Source organism: Paracraurococcus lichenis, assembly GCF_030657435.1.
Taxonomy (GTDB): domain Bacteria; phylum Pseudomonadota; class Alphaproteobacteria; order Acetobacterales; family Acetobacteraceae; genus Paracraurococcus; species Paracraurococcus lichenis.
This window is the reverse complement of sequence record NZ_JAUTWS010000010.1, coordinates 119,605-141,348: the sequence shown is the minus strand read 5'-3', so window position 1 is coordinate 141,348 and position 21,744 is coordinate 119,605. Positions and strand designations below refer to the sequence as shown.

At 72.6% G+C, this 21,744-nt stretch carries 22 protein-coding genes; 8 read left to right on the top strand and 14 right to left on the bottom strand.

What is annotated here, in order from left to right:
• Window positions 1-87 precede the first annotated feature (87 nt).
• Genes arfB through Q7A36_RS12810 form a run of 3 tightly spaced genes read right to left on the bottom strand, consistent with a single transcriptional unit; the run spans window position 88 to window position 2,680 of the window.
• Complete coding sequence (arfB, locus tag Q7A36_RS12820; RefSeq protein ID WP_456306792.1) at window positions 88-513, bottom strand: alternative ribosome rescue aminoacyl-tRNA hydrolase ArfB; 426 nt, start codon at window positions 511-513, stop codon at window positions 88-90.
• On the bottom strand, window positions 510-1,307 hold the full coding sequence (eutC, locus tag Q7A36_RS12815) for an ethanolamine ammonia-lyase subunit EutC (protein WP_305104091.1): 798 nt from the start codon (window positions 1,305-1,307) through the stop codon (window positions 510-512). Before eutC ends, arfB begins: the two co-directional genes overlap by 4 nt.
• Window positions 1,304-2,680: an ethanolamine ammonia-lyase subunit EutB gene (locus Q7A36_RS12810; protein ID WP_305104090.1), complete on the bottom strand. Its 1,377-nt coding sequence runs from the start codon at window positions 2,678-2,680 to the stop codon at window positions 1,304-1,306. Before Q7A36_RS12810 ends, eutC begins: the two co-directional genes overlap by 4 nt.
• Before the next feature lie 238 nt (window positions 2,681-2,918).
• Between Q7A36_RS12810 and Q7A36_RS12805 the strand changes: the two genes are divergently transcribed.
• The 5 genes from Q7A36_RS12805 (at window position 2,919) to Q7A36_RS12785 (ending at window position 7,519) form a co-directional block, all read left to right on the top strand.
• Complete coding sequence (locus Q7A36_RS12805; RefSeq protein ID WP_305104089.1) at window positions 2,919-3,452, top strand: phosphonopyruvate decarboxylase; 534 nt, start codon at window positions 2,919-2,921, stop codon at window positions 3,450-3,452.
• A 5-nt stretch (window positions 3,453-3,457) separates the two neighbouring features.
• Complete coding sequence (locus Q7A36_RS12800) at window positions 3,458-4,066, top strand: thiamine pyrophosphate-dependent enzyme (RefSeq protein ID WP_305104088.1); 609 nt, start codon at window positions 3,458-3,460, stop codon at window positions 4,064-4,066.
• A 36-nt stretch (window positions 4,067-4,102) separates the two neighbouring features.
• A complete protein-coding gene (locus Q7A36_RS12795) occupies window positions 4,103-5,080 on the top strand; it encodes a Bug family tripartite tricarboxylate transporter substrate binding protein (RefSeq protein ID WP_305104087.1) in 978 nt (325 codons plus the stop codon).
• Between the two features lie 17 nt (window positions 5,081-5,097).
• Window positions 5,098-6,072: a hydroxyacid dehydrogenase gene (locus Q7A36_RS12790; RefSeq protein ID WP_305104086.1), complete on the top strand. Its 975-nt coding sequence runs from the start codon at window positions 5,098-5,100 to the stop codon at window positions 6,070-6,072.
• An 82-nt stretch (window positions 6,073-6,154) separates the two neighbouring features.
• Complete coding sequence (locus Q7A36_RS12785; protein WP_305104085.1) at window positions 6,155-7,519, top strand: MmgE/PrpD family protein; 1,365 nt, start codon at window positions 6,155-6,157, stop codon at window positions 7,517-7,519.
• A 67-nt stretch (window positions 7,520-7,586) separates the two neighbouring features.
• On the opposite strand, the gene Q7A36_RS12780 is transcribed toward Q7A36_RS12785, so the two are convergent.
• From Q7A36_RS12780 to Q7A36_RS12760, 5 genes are all read right to left on the bottom strand, one after another.
• Window positions 7,587-8,867: a TRAP transporter large permease gene (locus Q7A36_RS12780; protein ID WP_305104084.1), complete on the bottom strand. Its 1,281-nt coding sequence runs from the start codon at window positions 8,865-8,867 to the stop codon at window positions 7,587-7,589.
• Window positions 8,868-8,941: 74 nt separating this feature from the next.
• Window positions 8,942-9,472 (bottom strand): TRAP transporter small permease, encoded by a 531-nt coding sequence (locus tag Q7A36_RS12775; RefSeq protein WP_305104083.1) that lies wholly within the window; start codon window positions 9,470-9,472, stop codon window positions 8,942-8,944.
• Window positions 9,473-9,477: 5 nt separating this feature from the next.
• A complete protein-coding gene (locus tag Q7A36_RS12770; RefSeq protein WP_305104082.1) occupies window positions 9,478-10,464 on the bottom strand; it encodes a TRAP transporter substrate-binding protein in 987 nt (328 codons plus the stop codon).
• Between the two features lie 101 nt (window positions 10,465-10,565).
• Complete coding sequence (locus Q7A36_RS12765; protein ID WP_305104081.1) at window positions 10,566-11,489, bottom strand: dihydrodipicolinate synthase family protein; 924 nt, start codon at window positions 11,487-11,489, stop codon at window positions 10,566-10,568.
• Window positions 11,486-12,193 (bottom strand): GntR family transcriptional regulator, encoded by a 708-nt coding sequence (locus Q7A36_RS12760; protein ID WP_305104080.1) that lies wholly within the window; start codon window positions 12,191-12,193, stop codon window positions 11,486-11,488. The genes Q7A36_RS12765 and Q7A36_RS12760 overlap by 4 nt, the downstream gene beginning before the upstream one ends.
• A gap of 107 nt (window positions 12,194-12,300) precedes the next feature.
• Between Q7A36_RS12760 and Q7A36_RS12755 the strand changes: the two genes are divergently transcribed.
• From Q7A36_RS12755 to Q7A36_RS12745, 3 genes are all read left to right on the top strand, one after another.
• Window positions 12,301-12,450, top strand: a complete 150-nt coding sequence (locus Q7A36_RS12755) for a hypothetical protein (RefSeq protein ID WP_305104079.1) — start codon at window positions 12,301-12,303, stop codon at window positions 12,448-12,450.
• 42 nt (window positions 12,451-12,492) lie between these two features.
• Complete coding sequence (locus Q7A36_RS12750; protein ID WP_305104078.1) at window positions 12,493-13,842, top strand: amidase; 1,350 nt, start codon at window positions 12,493-12,495, stop codon at window positions 13,840-13,842.
• A gap of 317 nt (window positions 13,843-14,159) precedes the next feature.
• Window positions 14,160-14,381, top strand: a complete 222-nt coding sequence (locus Q7A36_RS12745) for a hypothetical protein (protein ID WP_305104077.1) — start codon at window positions 14,160-14,162, stop codon at window positions 14,379-14,381.
• On the opposite strand, the gene Q7A36_RS12740 is transcribed toward Q7A36_RS12745, so the two are convergent.
• Genes Q7A36_RS12740 through Q7A36_RS12715 form a run of 6 tightly spaced genes read right to left on the bottom strand, consistent with a single transcriptional unit; the run spans window position 14,378 to window position 21,571 of the window.
• Window positions 14,378-14,932 (bottom strand): NADH-quinone oxidoreductase subunit B family protein, encoded by a 555-nt coding sequence (locus Q7A36_RS12740; RefSeq protein WP_305104137.1) that lies wholly within the window; start codon window positions 14,930-14,932, stop codon window positions 14,378-14,380. The two genes, Q7A36_RS12745 and Q7A36_RS12740, sit on opposite strands and share 4 nt — an antisense overlap.
• Window positions 14,933-14,949: 17 nt before the next feature.
• Window positions 14,950-16,458: a hydrogenase large subunit gene (locus Q7A36_RS12735; protein ID WP_305104076.1), complete on the bottom strand. Its 1,509-nt coding sequence runs from the start codon at window positions 16,456-16,458 to the stop codon at window positions 14,950-14,952.
• The gene (locus Q7A36_RS12730) at window positions 16,455-17,894 is read right to left on the bottom strand and encodes a hydrogenase 4 subunit F (protein WP_305104075.1); all 1,440 of its coding nucleotides are present in this window, start codon (window positions 17,892-17,894) and stop codon (window positions 16,455-16,457) included. The genes Q7A36_RS12735 and Q7A36_RS12730 overlap by 4 nt, the downstream gene beginning before the upstream one ends.
• Window positions 17,894-18,562, bottom strand: a complete 669-nt coding sequence (locus tag Q7A36_RS12725; RefSeq protein WP_305104074.1) for a hydrogenase-4 component E — start codon at window positions 18,560-18,562, stop codon at window positions 17,894-17,896. Before Q7A36_RS12725 ends, Q7A36_RS12730 begins: the two co-directional genes overlap by 1 nt.
• A gap of 31 nt (window positions 18,563-18,593) precedes the next feature.
• A complete protein-coding gene (locus Q7A36_RS12720; protein WP_305104073.1) occupies window positions 18,594-19,553 on the bottom strand; it encodes a respiratory chain complex I subunit 1 family protein in 960 nt (319 codons plus the stop codon).
• Window positions 19,553-21,571 (bottom strand): proton-conducting transporter transmembrane domain-containing protein, encoded by a 2,019-nt coding sequence (locus Q7A36_RS12715; RefSeq protein ID WP_305104072.1) that lies wholly within the window; start codon window positions 21,569-21,571, stop codon window positions 19,553-19,555. The genes Q7A36_RS12720 and Q7A36_RS12715 overlap by 1 nt, the downstream gene beginning before the upstream one ends.
• Window positions 21,572-21,744: the final 173 nt, after the last annotated feature.

Sequence of the window (21,744 nt, the reverse complement as noted above, 5' to 3'; positions counted from 1 at the left end):
GCGAGCCGCCGCGGAGGGCCACATCGCCGGACGCACAGGCAGGCGGCCCGGCACAGCCTCCGGGAGTCGCGCCCCGGCTCTCTGTCATCAGTCCGTGACAGGCTTCCCGCGCAGGCGCTTGACATCGCCGCGCTTCGTCTTGCCCTCCAGCCGGCGGACCTTCGACCCGAGGGTCGGCCGGGTCGGCCGCCGCGGCGGCGGGGGCGGGGTCGCCGCCTCGCGGATCAGGGCGAAGAGGCGCTCCCGCGCATCCTCCCGGTTGCGCTCCTGCGTCCGGTGGCGCTGGGCGGTGATGACCAGCACCCCCTCCTTCGTCACCCGCCGCCCGCCGAGTCGCAGCAGCCTCTCTCGCACCGGCTCCGGCAGGTTCGGGCTGCGGGCGACGTCGAAGCGCAGCTGGACCGCGGTCTCCACCTTCTGGATGTTCTGGCCGCCGGCGCCCGAGCTGCGCAGGAACTCCTCCTGCAGCTCGCTCTCCTCCAGGCTGATGCGCGGCGTGACCGGGATCATCATGGCGGCAGCGGCGGCGCGGAGGGCTGCTCGTCCTTCAGCGCCACGCCCGTCTCGCCCAGCCGCAGGGCGGCTGCCGCCAGCCAGGCCAGCTTCTCCGCCGCCTGTGCCGCGGAGAGGCCGCCGGGCCGGATGTTGGAAATGCAGTTGCGCTCCGCATCCGTCCGGCCGCGGCGCGGATTGCCGGTGAGGTAGAGGCCGAGGCTGTCCAGGGCGGTGAGCCCCGGTCGTTCCCCAATCAGCATGGCCAGCATGACGGCGCCCATGGCCCCGCCGATCTCGTCGCCCAGCGCCACCCGGGCCTGGTCGGCGAGGATGACCGGCCCGACCTCCAGCCCCGCCCGGCGCAGCAGGGGCAGCGCGGCGGCGATCACCGCCGGCGCCTGGCGCTGCACGCCGGTGGCGCAGAGCCCGTCGGCGACGACGAAGACGAAGGCGCCCGGCGCCGCGGGCAGGCCCGCCAGATCCTCCGGCCGCAGCCGCCGGCCGAGATCGGGGCGGAGGAGGAAGCTCCGCCGGTCCGGCGCCTGGCTCGCCACCCGCACCACCGGCAGGCCGAGCGGGGCGAGCGCCGCGCCGAGCGCCGGATGGTCGAGGGTGGACTGCACCGCATCCCGTGCCTGCGCATGGGCTTCCTGGAAATCGAGATGCGCGGCCGTGGGCAGGCCGTTGCCCGCGCGGCCGAGCGCGACCCGGGCGGCGGTGAAGCGGCGCAGCTCCGCCCAGCGCGCCGGCGCGCTGCCCGCCGGGCGCGTGCCTTCGGCCGGCGCCAGGGCCGCGTCCTCCGGCGGCGTCACGAGAGGCCCACCAGCGCCGGAGCCATGCGCCCGGGCAGCTCGCCCGCGCCGCTCGCGGCCTCGATGCCCATGCGCTCCATCCAGGCCTCGAATTCCGGCGCCGGCCGCTTGCCGAGGGCCGCCCGCAAGTAGAGCCCGTCATGGAAGGAGGTGCTCTGATAGGCCAGCATCACGTCATCCGCCCCCGGCACGCCCATGACATAGGTGACGCCGGCGACGCCGAGCAGCGTCAGCAGCGCGTCCATGTCGTCCTGGTCGGCCTCGGCATGGTTGGTGTAGCAGACATCCACCCCCATCGGCAGGCCGAGCAGCTTGCCGCAGAGATGGTCCTCCAGCCCCGCCCGGGTGATCTGCTTGCCGTCGAACAGGTATTCCGGCCCGATGAAGCCGACCACGGAGTTCACCAGCAGCGGCGAATATTCCCGCGCGACGGCATAGGCCCGCGCCTCGATCGTCTGCTGGTCGCAGCCATGATGCGCCTCGGCCGAGAGGGCGCTGCCCTGCCCGGTCTCGAAATACATCAGGTTGTCTCCAAGCGTGCCGCGCCGGAGCGAGAGGGCGGCCTCCCGCGCCTCCCGCAGCAGGTCGAGCGAGATGCCGAAGCTGCGGTTCACCCCCTCCGTCCCGCCTATGGACTGGAAGACGAGATCGACCGGCGCGCCGCGCTCGATGGCCAGCAGTGACGTGGTGACATGCGCCAGGACGCAGGTCTGGGTCGGGATGGCGTAGCGGTCCCGCACCGCGTCCAGCAGCTCCAGCAGGCGCACCGTGTTCTCGATATTGTCGGTCGCCGGGTTCACGCCGATCACCGCATCGCCGGCGCCGAGCAGCAGCCCGTCCAGGATGGCGGCGGCGACGCCGCGCGGGTCGTCCACCGGGTCGTTCGGCTGCAGCCGGATGGAGAGCCGGCCGGGCAGGCCGAGGGTGTTGCGGAAGCGCGTGGTCACCCGGCATTTCGCGGCGATCGCCACCAGGTCCTGCAGCCGGCAGATCTTGGCGAGTCCCGCCGCCATCTCGGGCGTCAGGCCGGGGGCGAGCGCCGCCAGGGCTTCGGGCGTGGCGGCCTCGGACAGCGCCCAGTCCCGGAAGCCGCCGACGGTCAGATGCGCGACCGGCGCGAAGGCAGCGGCGTCGTGGCGGTCCTGGATCAGGCGGGTGACCTCGTCCGCCTCGTAGGGGATCACCGCCTCCGTCAGGAAGTGCCGCAGCGGCAGGTCGGCGAGCGCGCGCTGCGCCGCCACACGTTCCTGCGCGCTGCCGGCCGCGACGCCCGCCAGCAGGTCGCCCGAGCGGAGCGGGGTCGCGCGGGCCAGCAGGGTGCGGAGATCGGGGAAGACGTAGCGCGTCCCGCCCACCACCTGCGCGAAGCCCATCCCAGCCTCCTCTGCCGCCCTCGCCGGGCCGATGCGCCAGCCTTGGAAATCCCGCCCACGCCGGTCAAGCCCGGCATGGACGCGCCCGGGGCGGGCCTTGCCAGAGGCGGCGGGGCGCGGGATGGTCGCGGGGACGCGGACCGCGCCGGCCAGCCCGGTGCGCGGCCCGCTCGCCAATGCCCGGCCGCGGCGCCGGCGTCCAGTCCGGATGCCGGCGCCGGCCACCGAGGGGAAACGTATGTCAAGCGCGCCGGACGCGGCCACGGACTGGCCCGACCAGATCTTTGCCCTGTTGAAGGAACACGACATCCGCCAGGTCGCCCTGGTCCCGGATGCCGGCCATTCCCGCCTGATCAAGCGGTGCCTCGCCGACAACGACATGAAGGTGGTGACGCTGACCACCGAGGAAGAGGGCATCGCCATGCTCTTCGGCGCCTGGCTGGGCGGCGAGAAGGGCGTGCTGCTGATGCAGTCCAGTGGCGTCGGCAACTGCATCAACATGCTCTCGGTGCCCATCGCGCACCGCACGCCCTGCCCGATGATCGTGACCATGCGGGGCGACTATGGCGAGTTCAACCCCTTCCAGGTGCCCATGGGCAATGCGACCCAGGCGGTGCTGGAGGCCATGGGCACGCTGGTGAAGCGCGCCGATGCGGCGGAGGACGTGGCGCCGACCGTCAACGCCACGCTGCGCCTTGCCTTCAACACCTACCGCCCGACCGCGACGCTGATCGGCCAGCGCGTGATCGGCGCCAAGACATTCGGGAAGTGACGGCCATGACCATAGACCTGGCGCCGAGCGGGCGGCTGGAGCGGCGCTCCGTGGTGCGGGCGCTGCTCGAGGACCGGGGCGAGTTGCTGGCGATCGGCGGCCTTGGCGCCCCGGCCTGGGACATCACCGCGGCGGGCGACGATGCGCGCAACCTGCCGCTCTGGGGCGGCATGGGCGGCGCCGCTATGATGGGCCTCGGCCTGGCGCTGGCGCAGCCTGCGCGCCCCGTGCTGGTTGTCACCGGCGATGGCGAGATGCTGATGGGCGTGGGATCGCTGGCCACCATCGCCACGAAGCAGCCCCGCAATCTCTCCATCGTCGTGCTGGACAACGAGCATTACGGCGAGACCGGGATGCAGGAGACGGCGACGCGCCATGGCGTGGACCTGGCCGGCATGGCGCGGGCCGCCGGCATCGCCGACAGCCGGCAGGTGACGACGCCGGCGGAGGTGCTGGCGCTGCGCGAGGCCATCCGTGCCGGGCGGGGGCCGCTCTTCGCCCAGGTGAAGATCGACGCGGCGAGCCTGCCGCTGGTCCTGCCGCCGCGCGAGGCCAGCATCCTGCAGGCGCGCATGCGGGAGGCGATCCTGGGCCCGGACGCGCACCTGAAATGAGATAACGCCGGCCAGCCGGAGGGGAGGGAAGAAGGGATGCGGCGTCGGCTCCTGCTCGGCTCGGTCGGCGGCCTGGCGCTGGCGCGCGCCGCCCGTGCCCAGGGAACATCGGGCGCATGGGCACCGGAGCGGCCGGTCCGCCTTCTCGTCGGCTTCGCCGCCGGCGGCAGCTCCGACGTCACGGCGCGGCTGGTGGCGCAGGCGATGGGCGAACGGCTGGGCCAGCCGGTGGTAGTGGAGAACCGCCCCGGCGCCGCCGGCAACATCGCAGCCGAGGCGGTGGCGCGCGCGGCGCCGGACGGGCATACGCTGCTCTTCGGCGTCAGCAGCGCGCTCGCCGCCAACCGCGCCCTCTACAAGTCGCTGGCCTTCGACACCTTGCGCGACTTCGCGCCGCTGTCGCAGGTGGCGGTCATCCCCAACCTGATTGTGGTGAACCCCGCGCTGCCGGTGCGCAGCATCCCGGAGCTGATCGCCTATGCCAGGGCGAATCCGGGCAAGCTGAACTATGGCAGCGCGGGTGCCGGAACCTCGCTGCACCTGGCCTCCGCGAGCTTCGCGGCGCGCGCCGGCCTCGACATGGTCCATGTGCCCTACCGCGGCGGCGCGCCGGCGGCGACCGACCTGATCGCCGGCAAGATCCAGATGATCGCCTCCCCCATGGTGGAAGTGATCGGCGCGGTGCAGGCCGGGCAACTTCGCGCGCTGGCCGTGACGACCGCCAAGCGCTCGCCGCTGCTGCCCGAGGTGCCGACGGTGGCCGAGACGCTGCCGGGCTTCGAGGTCCCGCTCTGGAACGGCATCCTCGCCCCGGCCGGCACGCCGCCGGCGGCGATCGTGCGGCTCTCCGACACCATCCAGGATGCGCTGCGCAGCGAGGAGGTCCGCCGCCGCCTGCTGGAGCAGGGCAGCGAGCCCGCACCGAGCACGCCCGAGCAATTCGCCGACTTCATCCGCGCCGAGATTCCGCGCTGGGCGGAGATCGTCCGCGTCTCCGGCGCCTTCGCCGACTAGGTCAAGGGAAGAACAGCATGCCCCATGTCGTCTGCCTCCGCTCCGTCCATGAGGAGGCGCTGGCCATGCTGCGGAACGCCCCCGGCGTGACGCTGGAGGTGCTGGACCCGGTGAATGCCGAGACCATCGCCCGCGCCATGCCGAAGGCGGACGCCATCATCGTCCGGGCAACGCGGATCGACCGCGACTTCCTGCAGCACGCGCCGAACCTGCGGATCGTGGCGCGGCACGGCGTCGGCTACGACGCGGTGGATGTGGAGGCACTGACCGAGCGCGGCATCCCGCTGACCGTGACGCCGGACGCCAATGCGGTCTCCGTCGCCGAGCATGCCATGATGCTGATGCTGAACATCGCCCGCGGCACGGCGGCCTACGATGCCAAGGTGCGGAAGCTGGAATGGATCACCCCGCCGGTGCCGGCGACCTTCGACCTGGCGGGCCGGACCGTGCTGGTCATGGGCTTCGGCCGCATCGGCGGGCGCGTCGCGCGGCTCTGCGCCGCCTTCGGCATGAACGTCCTGGTGCGCGACCCCTATGTGCCGCAGAACACCATCAAGGGCGCTGGCTTCACCCCGGTGAAGGACCTGCATGCGGGACTGGCCGCGGCCGACATCGTCACCGTCCACCTGCCGAGCAACAAGGAGACGAGGGGCTTCGTGAACGGCGAGTTCATCGCCGGCATGAAGCGCGGCGCGGTGCTGATCAACACCGCCCGCGGCACGCTGGTGGAGGAGAAGCCGCTGGCCGCCGCCCTGGCGAACGGCCATCTGGCGGCGGCAGGCCTCGACGTCTTCTGGGAGGAGCCGGCGAAGGCCGACAACCCGCTGCTCAAGCTGCCGAACGTGGTGCTGACGCCGCATTCGGCGGCGGCGACGGAGCAGTCCTTCCGGCGCATGGGCCTCTCCTGCGCCGATAGCATCCTGGCCTGCTTCGAGAACCGGCTGGACGAGGACGTGGTCATCAACAAGGAGGTGCTGCGCGGCAACGCGTAGCCCCGTCCGATCGGCGGAGGATCTGGCGCCGACGGCGCCAGGTCCGAGGCCGTGAATCGGCCGGGCAAACAAGGAGACGCCCATGGTGGACAACCCGCTTCTCACCCTCGCGGAACACGCGGCCTCCTGGCGCACCCGCCCGCTGCCGGCGGAGGTCGCCCACCACGCCCGGCGGGCGCTGATCGACTGGTTCGCGGCGCTGCTGCCGGGGCTCTCCAAGCCGCCGGCGACCCTGCTGGCCGCCGCCATGGCGGCGGAGCGGGGCCCTGGCCGGTCCATCTGCTACGTGGACGGCCAGCCCGGCCCGCTGCGGCACGCCGCGCTGCTGAACGCGACGGCGAGCCACACCGTCGAGTTCGACGACATCTTCCGCGATGCCGGCTACCACCCGGGCTGCCCCACGATTGCACCGGCACTCGCCGCCGTGCAGCAGCAGGGCGGGTCCATGGAGGACCTGCTGCGCGCCATCACGGCGGGTTACGAGGTTTCCTGCCGAATCGGCATGGCGGTGCAGCCGAGCCACTACAAGAACTGGCACACCACCGGGACGGTAGGGACCTTCGGCGCCGCGGTGGCGACCGCGGTCGCGCTCGGCTGCGACGCGGACAGGATCGGGCATGCGATCGCCACCGCCGCGACCTTCGCCGGCGGGCTCCAGCAGGCCTTCCTGTCGGATTCCATGTCGAAGCCCCTGCATCCCGGCCATGCCGCGGATGCCGGCGCCCTGGCGGCGATCGGCGCCGCGGCAGGGGTGACGGGCGCGCTGGATGCGCTGCACGGGCCGAAGGGCTTCGCCGCCGCGACCAGCGAGGACACGGGCAAGTGGGACAAGGCCCTCGCCGACCTCGGCAGCCGGGTCTGCATCACCGAGATGACCTTCAAGAACCACGGCTGCTGCGGCCATATCTTCGCCGCGCTGGATGCCGTGCGCGACCTGCAGCGGGAGAATGGCTTCACCGCCGAAGACGTCACCCGCATCCATGTCGGCGGCTATGGGCCCACGAAGAGCATCTGCGACCGGCCGAGCATCACGACCGAGCAGGAGGCGCGCTTCTCCGTCCAGTTCACCATGGGCGCGCTGCTGGTCCTCGGCGGCGTGCGCATCGCGGCCTTCGCGCCGGAGAACCTGGCGAACCCCGCGATCCGCGCTGTCATGCCGAAGGTGACGGTGGAGCTGGATCCGGAACTTGCCGATGCCTACCCGGCGAAGCGCGCCGCAAAGGTCTGGGTGGACCTGGCCGACGGGCGGCAGCTCTACCGCTACCAGCCGACGCGGAAGGGCGACCCGGACTCGCCGTTGAGCGATGCCGAACTGTCGGAGAAGTTCCGCGAGCTCTGTGCGCCAGTGATCGGGGCGGAGGCGGCCGATACCCTCATCCACAGCCTCTGGCACGGACAGGATGCGCCAGGTGCCTTGCCGCAAACGCTGAAGGCCGCTGCCGAATAGATATCGGGGGCTCTGCCCCCGAACCCCCGCCGGGGGGTCGAGCGACCCCCCCGGACCCCGGCCTGAGTCAGCGGAACTGGGCGGGGAGCCAGAGGGACAGGCCGGGGATGTAGGTGACCAGGGCCAGCACGATCAGCATGGCAAGGTAGAAGGGGCCACTGGTCTTGGTCGCATCCCACATGCTGACCTTGCCGACGGCGCAGGCGACGAAGAGCGCCGGTCCGACCGGGGGCGTGATCAGCCCGATGCCGAGATTGACGATCAGCACCACGCCGAACTGCACCGGGTCCATCCCCAGCGCCTTGACCACCGGCAGGAAGATCGGCGTGCCGATCATGATCAGCGGCGCCATGTCCATGAAGGTGCCAAGCACCAACAGGATGACGTTGATCAGCAGCAAGGTGAGCAGCGGGTCCTCGGTGATGCCCTTCATCAGCGCCACCGTCTGCGCCGGCACCTGCAGCAGGGCCATCAGCCAGCCGAAGGCGGTTGCCGTGCCGATGATCAGCATGACCATGCCGGTGGTGCGCACCGCGCCGCCCACGGCCTCGGTGAAGCCGCGCCAGTTCAGGCTGCGATAGACCAGGACCGTCACCAGCAGGGCATAGAGCACGGCGACGCAGGCGCTCTCGGTCGCGGTGAAGATGCCGCTGCGCACGCCGGCGAAGATGATGACGATCAGCATCAGCCCGGGCAGCGCCGCGACCGCCAGCCGGATCAGCGCGGCCCAGCCCGGGAAGGCCTCCCGCGGGTAGCCGCGGCGGATGGCGACGATCCAGGCGACGACCATCAGCGTCGCCATCATCAGGATGCCGGGGATGATGCCGGCGGTGAAGAGGTCTGCCACGCTGATCGCGCCACCGGCGGCGATGACGTAGAGGATCATGTTGTGGCTCGGCGGGATCAGCAGGTCGATCAGCGCCGCATTCGCCGTGATGTTCACCGCATAGTCCGGCGCATAGCCGCGCGCCTTCATCTGCGGGATCATCACGCCGCCGACCGCCGAGGCATCGGCGACCGCCGAGCCGCTGACGCCCCCGAACAGCGTCGCCGCCACGATGTTCACCTGCCCGAGGCCGCCCCGGAGGTGCCCCACCATCGCGGCCGCCAGCGCCACCAGCCGATCGGCGATCTGGCCGCGCAGCATCAGGTCGCCGGCGAAGACGAAGAAGGGGATGGCCAGCATGGAGAAGACGTTCATGCCGGAGGCAAGCTGCTGGAACACCACGACAGGCGGCAGGTCCATGTAGAGCACGGTGGCGAGCGTCGCGCCGCCGAGCGCGAAGGCGACCGGCGTGCCGATGAGCAGCAGCAGCGTGAAGCCGCCGAGGAGTACCGTGAGTTCCAAGGGGGAATCTCCTGGGATCCAAGGGCCTTAAGCCCTTGGCGGTGGGAGCGCGAGGGAGGCAGAGCCTCCCTCGCTTAGGCGTCGGTCAGCAGCGTGTGCTCGGGCATGCCGGCGGGAGCGTGCCCCGTGACGGCATGCGCCAGCAGCCTCTCCAGCCCGAAGAGCGTGATCAGCACGCCGCCCAGTGCCAGCGGCAGGTATTCGACGGTCCCCGGCAGGCCGAGCGTCGGCAGCGTCGCGTCCCAGACCTCGAGCGCGAGGTCCGCGCCGTACCAGGCCATGGCCGCGCCGAATAGCGTGACCACCAGGTCCGACAGGACCTGGAACACCCGCGTCACCGGCGCGGGCAGCACGTCCCGCAGCGTGTCGAAGCCCATGTGGAAGCCTTCGCGGACGCCCGCCGCCGCCGCGCCCAGGATGACCCAGGCGAGCAGCAGCAGCGCCGAGGCCTCGGCCCAGGCCGGGGTGTCGTTCAGCACGAAGCGGCCGAAGACGCCCCAGGCGACGACCAGCACCATGACCACCATGGCGATGCCCGCCAGCAGGATGGCGCCGCGCGCCACCAGCGCCAGCGCGCCGCCGACGCCGCGATGCAGGGCCTGCATGGCGCTCAGGCCGCCCGGATGCGCTCGACCAGCGACTTCAGCTTGGCGTCCTTGACGAACTGGTCGTAGATCGGCTGGGACAGCTTCTCGTAGGCGGCCTTGTCGGCGTCCAGGATCTGCGCGCCGCCGGCGACGACCTTGGCGCGGGCCTCCTCCTCCATCGCGGTCCAGAGCTTGCGCATATGCGGCACGCTCTCCTTCGCCGCCTGGCGCAGGATTTCCTGGTCGGGCTTGGCCAGCTTGTCGTAGCTGCGCTTGCTCATCGCCAGGATCTCGGGGGAGTTGCTGTGCTCCGTCCGGGTGTAGAACTTCGCCACCTCGAAGTGGCGGGAGGTGAAGTAGGTCGGCTCGTTGTTCTCGGCGCCGTCCACCACGCCGGTCTGCAGCGCGGAATAGACCTCCCCGAAGGGCAGCGGCGTGGCATTGGCGCCGAAGGCGCGCATCAGGGCCACCCACATGTCGGATTGCTGCACGCGGATCTTCAGGCCCTTGAGCGCATCAGGCTCCTGCACCGAGCGGGGCTTGGTATAGAAGCTGCGCGCGCCGCTGTCGTAATAGGCCATGGTGACCAGGCCGTAGGAGGTGGTGTCGCGGCCGATCTCCTCGCCGAGCGGGCCGTCCATCACCTTGTGCATGTGGGCGGTGTCGCGGAACAGGAAGGGCAGGCCGAGCGCGATGGTCGCCGGCACCAGGTTGTTCAGCGGCGCGGTGTTCACGCGGGTGAAGTCGATGACGCCGAAGCGGGTCTGCTCCAGCGTGTCCTTCTCCTCGCCGAGCTGGCGGGAGTGGAACATCTGGATCCTGATGCGGCCGCCGGTCCGCTCCTCGACCAGCTTGCCCATGAACTTCACGCCCTCGATGGTCGGGTAGCCGTCGGGGTGGATGTCGGCGGCGCGGAGCGTGATGCCCTGGGCGGCGGCGCGGTTGGCGATCCAGGGGGTTGCCAGTGTCGCTGCCAGCAGGGCGCGGCGGGACGGGGTGAGCACGGTCATCGGAAGCCTCCTCCTCGGCCCAGGCGGTCTTGCGCCGCCCGGGTGATCTATCGCTGCCATAGCAGATGGCAGAGGGCGCCGGGAAGCACCCTCCGCCGTTCCTATTCCGCGGCCGCGCGCGGCAGCAGGCCCCAGCCGGCCAGCAGGTCGCGCAACGCGGCGGCCGAGCCGGGCGGCAGCGGCCAGGCGGCCGGCGCCCGCGCCGCGCCGACATCGATGCCGGAGAGCGTGAGCGCCGCCTTCACCACCGCGACATTGGCGCCGTTCTGCTCCTCGGACCGCAGCGCCTCGAAGGCATGGATCGCCGCGATCCCGGCATTGGCGCGGGCGAAGTCCCCGGCTCGCAGCGCCTGCAGGATGGCGACCGACTTCTCCGGCACGACATTGATCAGGCCGGAGGTGAAGCCCTGCGCGCCGAGCGCCGTCATGGGCGGCGCCCAGGGCTCGGCCAGGCCGCAGATGAAGGAGACATCGGGCCCGGCGCGGCGGATGGCCTGGGCCAACACCATGACGTTCGGCGTCGCCCATTTCACGCCGACGACGCCGGGCACCCGGCACAGCGACTCGATCGCCGGCAGGCCGATGCCGTCGTTGCGCAGGTAGAGCACCACGGGCAGGCCCGCCGCCTCCGCGACCCTGGCGACATAGGCGACGACGCCGCGGGGCGCGACGAAGGGATCGGGCGGCTGGTGGACCATGATGGCATCGGCGCCATCGGCCCTGGCGCGGCGGGCCAGCGCGCAGGCCTCGACCAGGCTGCGGCCGACGCCGGCCACCACGGCGGTGCGCCCTTCGATCAGCGCCGGCACCTCGGCCTGCATCCGCTCGGCTTCCGCGAAGGAGAGGCCGTAGAACTCCCCGGTATTGCCGTTCACGGTCAATGCATCGACGCCGGCCGCGGCGGCGCGGGCGATGATGGGCGAGAGGCGCTGCGGGACGATCCGGTCCTCGGCATCCATGGGCGTGACCAGGATGCCGGAGATGCCGGTGAGCGCCTTGCGGACGCCCTCGAGCGGCAGGGTCATGGGGCGTGGTTCCTTGTCGAGGTCGTGGGCAGAAGGCCGCCGACCTCGAGCGAGCGCAGCACATGCGCGCGCATCCGGGTCTCGGCCAAGTCGGGGTCGCGCGCCTGCAGCGCGGCGAGGATGCCGGCATGCTCCTCCAGCGCGCGGGGCAGTTCGGTCGGCGTGGCGTTCAGCGCCCGCACCCGGCCGAAATGGTCATAGGCCCGCAGCGCGGCGAGTGAGCGGATGAGGAAGACGTTGCCCGTCGCCTCATGGATCAGGCCGTGGAAGCGCTCGTTCGCCGCGGAGACGAGGTCCGGCTTCCCCGCCGCCGTCGCCTCCCGCATGGCCGCAAGCTGCGCGGCGAGCGCGGCCAGCGCCTCCGCGTCGGCGCGCCCGGCGGTCAGCGCGGCGGCGGCGCCTTCGAGAGCGGCGCGGATGCGGCCCATCTCCGCCTGCCGCTCCGGCCCGAAATCGGCGACGACGGTGCCGCGGCGGGGCAGGGTGACGACCATGCCGTCCTGTTCCAGGCGCCGCAGCGCCTCCCGCACCGGCTGGGCGGAAATGCCGAGCGATGCAGCCAGGCTGCGTTCCGAGATGCGGCTGCCGGAGGGAAGGGCGCCCTGGACGATGGCGTCGCGCAGCCGGCGGTAGGCCCGCTCGGCCAGCGACAACGTATCCTCCTCGGCGAGCCTTGCGACCGGGTGCGGTGCGGCGGCGCTCATGTCCAACTGCTATAGCAGATGGCAGAGCCGATGAACAACCCGCTAGTGGTGGAACATGCCTCCACCCTCGGCATTGTCACGGTGGAACCACCCCGGGGAATTGCGACATGAGCGACGACAGGTCGGACGCGGCATCCGAAACGGAAGAGGGCTTCGTGCTTCTCGAGGGCTGGATGTTCGGCGCGCTGATGTACCCCGCGGCGGTCGAGCGCATCGAGCAGTTCCCGCCCGCCAACGACGACGATCCCACGGGGTAACGCCATCTTGCCCGCCGGCCGCGGCGCGGCCAGCATCGGCGCATGCAGCACATCGCCGACGCCGCCGCCGCCCTGGCCACGGGCCGCATCTCCGCCGCCAGCCTGGTCGATGCCGCGCTGGACCGCATCGCCGATCCGGGCGGGGAGGGCGCACGCGCCTTCACCACCGTGCATGCCGAGGCCGCGCGCGCCCAGGCCCGCGCCATGGACGCGCTGCGCCATGCCGGCCGCGCGCCGAGCCCCTGGGCCGGCATCCCCGTCACGATCAAGGACCTCTTCGACGAGCATGGCCACCCGACGCCGGCCGGCTCCGCCGCGCTAAAGGATGCGCCGCCGGCGGCCGCGGACGCGCCGGTGGTCGCGCGGCTGAAGCGGCTGGGCTTCGTCGTCATCGGTCGCACCAACATGACCGAGTTCGCCTTCAGCGGCCTCGGCATCAACCCGCATTACGGCACGCCGCGGAGCCCCTGGGACCGAAGGACGGGGCGGATCCCGGGCGGCTCCTCCTCGGGCGCCGCGGTCGCCGCCGCCGACCATATGGGCTTCGGCGGCCTGGGCACCGATACCGGCGGCTCCTGCCGCGTGCCGGCGGCGATGTGCGGCGTGGTCGGCTACAAGCCGACGGCGCGGCGCGTGCCCATCAAGGGCGTGCTGCCGCTCTCGCCATCGCTCGATTCCGTCGGGCCGCTCGCGCGCAGCGTCGCCTGCTGCCACCTGCTGGACGCGGTGATCAGCGGCGAGGAGAACCCGGCGCCGCTCGCGCCGCGCGGCGTCGCCGGGCTCCGCCTCGGCCTGCCCCGCGGCACCTTCCTGACCGAGGACATGGACGACACGGTCGCCGGCGCCTTCCAGGGGGCGCTCGCCCGCCTCTCGGCCGCCGGCGCGCGGATCGAGTTGTTCGACATCCCCGAGCTTGCCGAACTGCCGGTGGTGAACGCCACCGGCGGTTTCGCGGCCAGCGAGGCCTGGGCCTGGCATCGCGGCCTGATCGCGGCGAAGGGCGGGCAGTACGACCCGCGCATCCTGGCCCGCATCCGCCGCGGCGAGCGCATGTCGGCCGCCGACTACATCGACCTGGCGCAGCATCGCGCCCGGTTGATCGCCGCCATCGCCGCGCGCACCGGCGCCTATGACGCGGTGGTCACGCCGACCTGCCCGATCATCCCGCCCGCCATCCCCGCGCTGGAGCCGGAGGCGGAGTACAACCGCGTGAACCTGCTGCTGCTGCGCAACACCGCGGTCGGCAATTTCCTCGACCGCTGCAGCATCAGCCTGCCGATCCATCGGCCGGGCGAGGCGCCGGTGGGGCTGATGCTGACCGGCGAGGCGATGGCGGATGCAGCGCTCTTCGCCACGGCAGCGGCGGTGGAAGCGACGCTCGCGCCGCAATGACGCAGCGGTGCGCGAGCATTCCACGTCATCAACCTGCGGATCCGAGACGAGGCACCGCATTGCCGCGTTGTAAGCGGCGTCACATCTTCCGTTGAGCCGTGTTGGGTGAGACTTCGGATGTCGTCCTGATGCCCTGCAGGGGTTCGGACGGACGGCGTTCGGTGACGGCTATTTCCCGGCAAGCCGTTGCCAGACTGGCGGCCCCAACAGGCAGCCAACGGGCCGGCTGGATGCGTCCGGCCGGCCCGCTTTCTTTTCCGCTTGCGGCGACTCGTGCGAAGCTGTTTCGGTGCGGCTCCGTTCCGGGAGACGCATGGATGCTGTCGCGCCGCGCATTGCTCGCTGCCCTGCTCGCCGCCGCGCCCATGGCCGCCCATGCCGCGGCGGCGGTGCGGCCGCAGCCGCCCGATCCCCCGGATACCGTGCAACCGGTGCGCGGCGGCGCCCGCTTCGGCGGCTCGGGCCGCAGCCACAGCCGCAGTGGCAGCCGGCATTTCACGCGCGACTACCGCTTCCGGCAGAAATCCAACCGCTTCTAGCTCCGGGCCGCCGGCGGGGCGCCCTTCGCGGGCGATGCTTGCGCCTCCAGCAGCGCCAGCAGGCCTTCCAGCATCTGCGTCGGCGTCGGCGGGCAGCCAGGGATCACCAGGTCGACCCGCAGCGCGGCGCCGATGCCGCCTTCGACCGCATAGGAGCCCTTGAAGACGCCGCCATCCACCGCGCAGTCGCCGACCGCGACGACGAAGCAGGGGTCGGGCGTGCAGGCGCGGGTGCGCAGCAGCGCCTCCTTCATGTTGCGCGTCAGCGGGCCGGTCACCAGCAGCACATCGGCATGGCGGGGAGAGGCGACGAAGCGCAGCCCGAAGCGCTCGAGGTCGTAGACCACGTTGTTGAGCGCGTTGATCTCGAGCTCGCAGCCATTGCAGCTCCCGGCATCCACCTGCCGGATGGCGAGGCTGCGGCCGAGGCTCGCCCGCGCCGTCTCCTCCAGCCGCTTCGCCAGGGCCCGCACCACCTCGTCCGAGACGACGGGCGCGGGATCGGTCAGCGGCCGGCCGAACAGCCCGCGCGCCAGTTGCGGCCAGAGCATGCGCCTCAAGGGCTGCATCAGAGATCGACACCGCTGTAGGAACAGTTGAAGCTCTTGTTGCAGAGCGGGAAGTCGGCGACGATGTTGCCCTCGATCGCGGCCTCCAGCAGCGGCCATTGCAGCCAGGAGGGATCGCGCGGGAAGACCCCGCGCAGCACGCCGCCCTCGTCCAGCGAGACCCAGTGCAGGCAGTCGCCGCGGAAGGCCTCGACCAGGCCGATCCCCTCGCCGGCGCGCGGCGGCAGCGGCACCAGCAACTCGCCCGCCGGCAGGTCGGCCAGCAGCGCGCGCAGCAGGCGGACGGATTCCCCGATCTCGGCGATGCGCACCCGCACCCGCGCATCGACGTCGCCCTGCGGCAGCACGGGCACTTCCGGCGGCATGGCGTCATAGGGCGCGTAGCGCGCCGCCGTCCTGGCATCGAAGCCGCGGCCGGCGGCGCGGCCGACATGACCGCCTGCCGCGAAGCGCGCGACCAGCGGCGCCGCCACGATGCCGGTGCCGACCACGCGGTCCTGCAGGCTGGCATGCGAGTCGTAGATCGCGACCAGCGCGGGGCTCTCCGCCTCGACCACTTCGAGCACGGCGAGGATCGCCTCCGCTCCGCCGGGCGCGAGGTCGCCGCTGACGCCGCCCGGGACCACGCGGTCCATCATCAGGCGGTGCCCGAAGGCGGCCATGCAGGCGCGCAGCACGCCCTCCCGCAGCGCGCCGCAGCGGGCATGGGGATAGGCGAAGGCGGCGTCGTTGCAGACGAAGCCCCAGTCGTTCAGGTGGTTGTGGATCCGTTCCAGCTCCGCCATGACGGCCCGCAGCGCCAGGGCGCGGGGCGAGGGCACGGCGCCCGTCGCCCGCTCCACCGCCTGCGCGAAGGCCCAGGCATGCGCGACCGTGCTGTCGCCCGAGAGCCGTGCGGCGAAGCGCGCCGCGGCGCGCGCCGGCTTGCCCAGCATCAGGCCGATATGGCCCTTGTGCAGGTAGCCCAGCCGCTCCTCCAGCCGCGCCACCGTCTCGCCCTGGACGTGGAAGCGGAAATGCCCCGGCTCGATGATGCCGGCATGCACGGGCCCGACCGGGATCTGGTGCACGCCCTCGCCCTCGACGGGGAGGAATTCCGGCTGCGGCGGTGCCGCCGTGACCGCGGCGGGCCTGGCCGAGAGCGGCGCCGCCTGCGGCCAGTGGCCATGGTCGAGCCAGGGGCGGAGGTCGACCGCCCCTTCCGCCACATGGCCCCAGAGGTCGCGGACCATGCGCTCGAACCGCACCGCGCCGGGCCGGGCGGGCGAGAGGGCGGGGTAGCGGCCATCGGGTGCCGGGCAGCTTGCCAGCAGCAGGCCGCGCTCGGCCTCGATCCAGAAGGCGGCATGGATCATCGCCGGCTCGGCCCAGAGCGCCATCAGCGCCGGCGCCTCCCCGGCCGGCAGCGCCTCGGCCAGTGCGCCCCATTGCGGGCGGGTCAGCAGGAAGCGGGGCCAGGGCCGGCAGTCCTGCGGCGCGCCGCGGCGGATGATGTCGAGCGCGCTCATCCCGGGATCCTCGCGGCGGCGGCGAGCAGCGCGGCAAGCGGGCCGGGCAGGGCGATGCCGAGCACCAGGGCGAGGCCGAGATGCAGCCAGATCGGCCCGAGCGTGGTGCGGTCCGTCCAGCGCGCCGGGGCGTCGGCTGCATCCCGCGTCGGATCGCCCAGGCAGAGCGCCTGAAGCGTCTGGATCTTGGCTGCCGCGGCCGTCAGCAGGCCGACGCCGAGCGGCAGGATGAGCCACCAGCGCATCGCCGCGGCCTCGGTCAGCAGCAGGAATTCGGAGGCGAAGAGCGCGAAGGGCGGCAGGCCGGCGACGGCGGCGATGGCCAGCGCCAGGCCCCAGCCGAGCGCCGGATCGCTGGCCGCCAGCCCGCCGATATCGGCGACCTTCTGCGAGCCCTTGCGCTGCGCCGCATGGCCGATGCCGAAGAAGACCGCCGACTTGGTCAGCGAGTGCCCCAGCATGTGCAGCAGCCCCGCGAGGTTCGCCGTGGCGCCGCCGAGGCCGAAGGCGATGGCGGCGAGGCCCATATGCTCGATGCTCGACCAGGCGAAGAAGCGCCGCGCGTCGCGCCGGCGCCAGAGCGCGAAGGCGGCGACGAGGAGCGAAGCGAGGCCGAAGGCGAGGAGGAAGGGCTCCGGCGTGACGGCGCCGGGATGCGCGCCGACGATCGCCTTGGCCCGCACCACGGCATGCAGCGCGGCGTTGAGCAGCAGGCCCGAGAGCACGGCGGAGATGGCGATCGGCCCCTCGGCCTCGGCATCCGGCAGCCAGGAATGCAGCGGCACGAGGCCGGCCTTGGTGCCGTAGCCGACGAGGAGGAAGACGAAGGCGAGGTTCAGCACCCCCGGGTCGCAGCGCGCGGCCAGGCCGCGCAGCACCGACCAGGAGAGGCCGGAATCGCCATGCCCGACGAAGGGCTGCGCCGCGAGGTAGAGGATGATGGTGCCGAACAAGGCCAGCGCGATGCCGACGCCGCAGAGGATGAAGAGCTTCCAGGCCGCCTCGATCGCCGGCGGCGTGCCGTGCACGGCGACGATCAGCACGCTGGCCAGCGTCGCGATCTCGATCGCCACCCACATGACGCCCATGTTGTCGGCGAGCAGCGCGAGGGCCTGCGCCCCCATGAAGACCTGGAAGGCGACGTGGTAGGCGCGCAGCCTGAGCGCATCGAAGCGCTCGGCGGCGATGGCGCCGAGCGAGAAGACGGCGCTGGTCAGCCCGATGAGGAAGGAGAGGACGACCAGCGGCGTGTTCAGCGCGTCGATATGCGTCCAGCCCTGGTTGCCGCCGGGATGGCCGGGCAGGGCGAGCGAGAGCAGGAAGCCGGCGGCCGAGACGGCGATATTGGCGAGCGCCGCCGGCCTCTCCTGCCGGATGACGGCCAGCAGCACCGCCCCCGCCCAGGGCAGGAAGACCAGCGCCCAGGACAGCGGCATCAGCCGGACTCCCCGCGATGGCGCTCGAGGAAGCCGATATCGACCGTGTCGAAGCGCTCCCGGATCTGGAAGACGAAGACGCCGCCGACCACCAGCAGCATCATCACCAGGGCGGCGGTCGAGAGCTCGACCACCAGCGGCATGCCGGCGACGCCGACGGCGGCGAGGATCAGGCCGTTCTCCAGCGTCATCAGCCCGACCACCTGCAGGATGGCGTTGCGCCGGGTGATCATCATCAGCATCCCCAGCAGCACGACCGAGAGGGCGAGCGCCAGGTCCTCCCGCGCGATGGCGCGGCTGCCAGCGGTGATGGGCAGGACGACGAGAATGGCGAGCGCGACCAGCGCCACGCCCGCGACCAGGCTGGGCCCGACGCCGAAGGCGGTCTCCACCGTGCGGTGCAGGTCGAAGCGGCGCAGCAGGCTGCGCAGCGCGAGCGGGATCAGCACCGCCTTGGCGGCGAAGGCGATCAGCGCCGTCAGGTAGAGCTGCGGCGCCGACTGCACGAAGCCCTGCCAGGCCGCCGCCGAGGCCAGGACGGCGCCCTGCAGCGCCAGCGCATTGATCACCGCGCCGACCCGCCGCTGGTAGAGCAGCACGAAGGAGAGCAGCAGCATGGCGCCGCCCAGCAGGTGGGCGACGTCGTAGGGAAGCTGGCCGAAGGTCATCGCCCGGCATTCCCCTGCATGGCCTGCTTCATCACGCCAGCCCCGTCGAGACGAAGAGCAGCGCCGCCGCCAGCAGCGCCAGGAGCAGCGCGGCGCCGAGGAATTCCGGCACGCGGAAGACGCGCATCTTGGCGATCGCGCTCTCGAAGACCGCCAGGGCGACGCAGAGCGCGCCCATTTTGAGCAGCCAGGCGAGGAGCCCGCCCAGCCAGGCGACCGGCCCGCTGCCGGCCGGCGCCATGCCGAAGGGCACGAAGACCGCGGCGACCAGGCTGAGCCAGAGGGTCAGGCGCAGCGCCGCGCCATAGTCCCACAGCGCGAGGTGGCGGCCGCTGCTCTCCAGCAGCATCGCCTCGTGCACCATGGTGAGCTCCAGATGGGTCGCCGGATTGTCCACGGGGATGCGGGCATTCTCGGCGACCGCGACGGCCAGCATCGCCATGGCGGCGAGGCCGAGCGAGACACGCAGGCCGAGCGCCCCGTCGCGGAAGACCGCGGCGATCAGGTCCAGGTTCGTCGTGCCCGCCAGGATGGCGAAGGTCAGGACGCAGAGCAGCAGCGCCGGCTCGGCGAAGGCGGCAAAGCTCATCTCCCGCGCCGCGCCGAGGCCGCCGAAGGCCGTGCCGACATCCATCCCCGCGAGCGCGAGGGCGACGCGGGCCAGCGCCAGCAGCCCCGCCAGCAGGATCAGGTCGGAGAGCGGGGCGAAGACCATGCCGCGGGCGAAGCTCGGCACCAGGGCGATGGCCAGCAGGCAGGCGGCGAAGGCGGCATAGGGCGCGGCCTCCGAGACCACGGAGGCATTGTCGGCCAGCACCGGGCGCTTGCGCAGCAGCTTGTCGAGGTCGAGGAAGGGCTGCAGCGGGGAGGCGCCGCGCCGCCCCATCATCCGCGCCTTCAGCCAGCGGGTGACGCCGACCAGCAGCGGGGCCGCCGCCAGCATCAGGGCAAGATGCAGCAATTGCGTCAGCAGCGCGCCGAAGGTCTGCACTACCGGCCCTCCAGCCAGGCCAGCAGGGCCAGCAGCCCGACCAGTGTGGCGAAGGAGAGCGACAGGCAGCGGCGGATGGTGAAGTCACGCAGCCGCTCCACCTGCGCCGAGATCCGCTCGCGCAGCGCCGCGGCGGGGGCGATCAGCAGCGGGCCGGAGGGGTCCTCGAAGCCCGAAGCATAGGCGCCGGCCCGGGTCTCGCCCGGGCGGGGCATGTCCACCCTCTCGCGCGCCGCCAGCAACGGCTCGCCCAGCATGCGGCGCAGCGGCTGGGCGATGCCGCCGGCGGTCGGCTGGGTCAGCGGATCGCCGAAGGGGAAATGCGGCGGCGGGTCGATGAAGCCGCAATTCCAGACCGGCCCGCGCGCCGTCGGCAGCGGGGAACGGCGGCGCACCGCGAACCACAAGGCGACCAGCGCCGCGGCCAGCAACAGCAACACGGCGAAGGGCGCATAGCCCGCGGCCCCTTCGCCCGCGGTCAGCCAGAGGCCGCGCACCGGCATCTCCGCCGCCCGCCCGGCCAGGATCCGCACCGCCGGCGCGGCGAGGCCGAGCAGCAGGCCGGGGAAGAGGCCGAAGAGCACGGTCAGGCCCGCCGGCAGCAGCAGCGCCGCGCGCTCGGTCGCGTTCACCTCCTCCGCGCCGGCGCCGCGCGGGCTGCGGGGACGGCCGAGGAAGACCAGGCCGAACATCCGCAGCATGGCGGCCGCGGCCAGCGCCGCCGCCATGGCGGCCAGCGCCGCGGCGGCGGCGGCCAGCACCTGGAAGGCGATGGCGCTGACCCGCCAGCCCGCCAGCAGCGACTGCAGCAGCAGCCATTCCCCGGCGAAGCCAGAGAGCGGCGGCAGGGAGGCGGCGGCACAGGCCCCGACCAGCGCGGCGCCGGCCGTCGCCGGCATGGCATGGATCAACCCGCCCAGCCGGTCGAGCCTGCGGCTGCCGGCGCTGTGCTGCACGGCACCCGCCACCAGGAAGAGCAGGGTCTTGAAGACACCGTGGTTCAGCGCGTGCAGCAGCGCCGCGCCCGCGGCCAGCGCCGCCAGCGGGCCCAGGTCGGCGCCGCGGAAGGCGAGCGCGAGGCCGAGGCCGAGCACGACGAAGCCGATATTCTCGATGGTCGAGCAGGCCAGCAGCGTCTTGATGTCGCCCTCCAGGTTGGCCCGCAGCGCGCCGAGCAGCGCCGAGCCCGCGCCGAGGACCAGCAGCGGCACGCCCCACCAGGAGGGCTGCGCCGGGCCGCAGAGGTCGAGCAGCAGCCGCGCCAGCATATAGAGCGCGACCTTGGTCATGGCCCCCGACATCAGCGCCGAGACATGGCTCGGCGCCGCCGGATGGGCCAGCGGCAGCCAGGCATGCAGCGGCACGAGGCCGGCCTTGGCGCCCGCGCCGGCGAGGCCGAGGGCGAGCACCGCCACAGCGCGCCAGCCCTCGGGCGGCGCAGCGCGCATGGCCTCGAAGGTGATGGCGCCGGCGCCGCCGGCGAGCAGCCCGAAGGCCGGCACCAGGCAGGCGCCGGCCAGCACCGCGAAGGTAAGGTAGAGGCGCGCCGCGGCGCGGTTCTCCGCCTTGTCGTGCTCGGCGGCCACCAGCGCCCAGGAGGCGAGCGACATCGCCTCGAAGCCCAGCAGCAGGGTGAAGGCATCGGTCGCGGCCAGCGTCAGGCCCATGCCGGCGAGGAAGAGCGGGAAGGGCGGCAGGGTGCGCGGCGGCCCGGCCCGATGGCCCAGGGCGAAGAGCGAGGCGCAGGCGGCGGTGATGCCGAGCAGCAGCAGGAACCAAGCCGAGAGCCCGTCGAGCGCGAGGCGCGTCGCCGCCCAGGGTGGGCCGAGGGGGAGCGTCAGACCCTCCGGCGCGGTGCCGCCGAGCAGCGCGGCGACCGAGACGCCGAGGAACCCGACCGCGGCGATCAGGCATCCGCCATGGACGACCAGCCCCGCCCTGGGATGGCGGCCCAGCACGACCGCGGCGGCGGCGACCAGGACCAGGAGCCCGAGACAGAAGGCGAGCGCCGTCAGCACGGGTGCGGGAGGCAGGCAATCACGGCAACGAGTGTAACCCCCGATGCGCCGGGCTGCGAAGGGGGGAGGTCCGTGGAGTTCCGGACGGGAGCGCTTCAGATCGGACGAAAAACATCCGGCGAAGCACGCGGACGAGGCGATTCACGCCCTTAACAATCCTCCGCGGCACGTCT

What these genes read in the sequence shown, in the direction of transcription:
- Q7A36_RS12795 (WP_305104087.1), top strand. Translation starts at nt 4,103, where the DNA reads ATGCGGCGTCGGCTCCTGCTCGGCTCGGTCGGCGGCCTGGCGCTGGCG.
- Q7A36_RS12770 (WP_305104082.1), bottom strand. Translation starts at nt 10,464, where the DNA reads ATGACCGTGCTCACCCCGTCCCGCCGCGCCCTGCTGGCAGCGACACTG.
- arfB (WP_456306792.1), bottom strand. Translation starts at nt 513, where the DNA reads ATGATGATCCCGGTCACGCCGCGCATCAGCCTGGAGGAGAGCGAGCTG.
- Q7A36_RS12745 (WP_305104077.1), top strand. Translation starts at nt 14,160, where the DNA reads ATGCTGTCGCGCCGCGCATTGCTCGCTGCCCTGCTCGCCGCCGCGCCC.
- Q7A36_RS12740 (WP_305104137.1), bottom strand. Translation starts at nt 14,932, where the DNA reads ATGCTCTGGCCGCAACTGGCGCGCGGGCTGTTCGGCCGGCCGCTGACC.
- Q7A36_RS12805 (WP_305104089.1), top strand. Translation starts at nt 2,919, where the DNA reads ATGTCAAGCGCGCCGGACGCGGCCACGGACTGGCCCGACCAGATCTTT.
- Q7A36_RS12800 (WP_305104088.1), top strand. Translation starts at nt 3,458, where the DNA reads ATGACCATAGACCTGGCGCCGAGCGGGCGGCTGGAGCGGCGCTCCGTG.
- Q7A36_RS12775 (WP_305104083.1), bottom strand. Translation starts at nt 9,472, where the DNA reads ATGCAGGCCCTGCATCGCGGCGTCGGCGGCGCGCTGGCGCTGGTGGCG.
- Q7A36_RS12785 (WP_305104085.1), top strand. Translation starts at nt 6,155, where the DNA reads ATGGTGGACAACCCGCTTCTCACCCTCGCGGAACACGCGGCCTCCTGG.
- Q7A36_RS12810 (WP_305104090.1), bottom strand. Translation starts at nt 2,680, where the DNA reads ATGGGCTTCGCGCAGGTGGTGGGCGGGACGCGCTACGTCTTCCCCGAT.
- Q7A36_RS12760 (WP_305104080.1), bottom strand. Translation starts at nt 12,193, where the DNA reads ATGAGCGCCGCCGCACCGCACCCGGTCGCAAGGCTCGCCGAGGAGGAT.
- Q7A36_RS12725 (WP_305104074.1), bottom strand. Translation starts at nt 18,562, where the DNA reads ATGACCTTCGGCCAGCTTCCCTACGACGTCGCCCACCTGCTGGGCGGC.
- Q7A36_RS12765 (WP_305104081.1), bottom strand. Translation starts at nt 11,489, where the DNA reads ATGACCCTGCCGCTCGAGGGCGTCCGCAAGGCGCTCACCGGCATCTCC.
- Q7A36_RS12755 (WP_305104079.1), top strand. Translation starts at nt 12,301, where the DNA reads ATGAGCGACGACAGGTCGGACGCGGCATCCGAAACGGAAGAGGGCTTC.
- Q7A36_RS12735 (WP_305104076.1), bottom strand. Translation starts at nt 16,458, where the DNA reads ATGAGCGCGCTCGACATCATCCGCCGCGGCGCGCCGCAGGACTGCCGG.
- Q7A36_RS12790 (WP_305104086.1), top strand. Translation starts at nt 5,098, where the DNA reads ATGCCCCATGTCGTCTGCCTCCGCTCCGTCCATGAGGAGGCGCTGGCC.
- Q7A36_RS12730 (WP_305104075.1), bottom strand. Translation starts at nt 17,894, where the DNA reads ATGCCGCTGTCCTGGGCGCTGGTCTTCCTGCCCTGGGCGGGGGCGGTG.
- Q7A36_RS12750 (WP_305104078.1), top strand. Translation starts at nt 12,493, where the DNA reads ATGCAGCACATCGCCGACGCCGCCGCCGCCCTGGCCACGGGCCGCATC.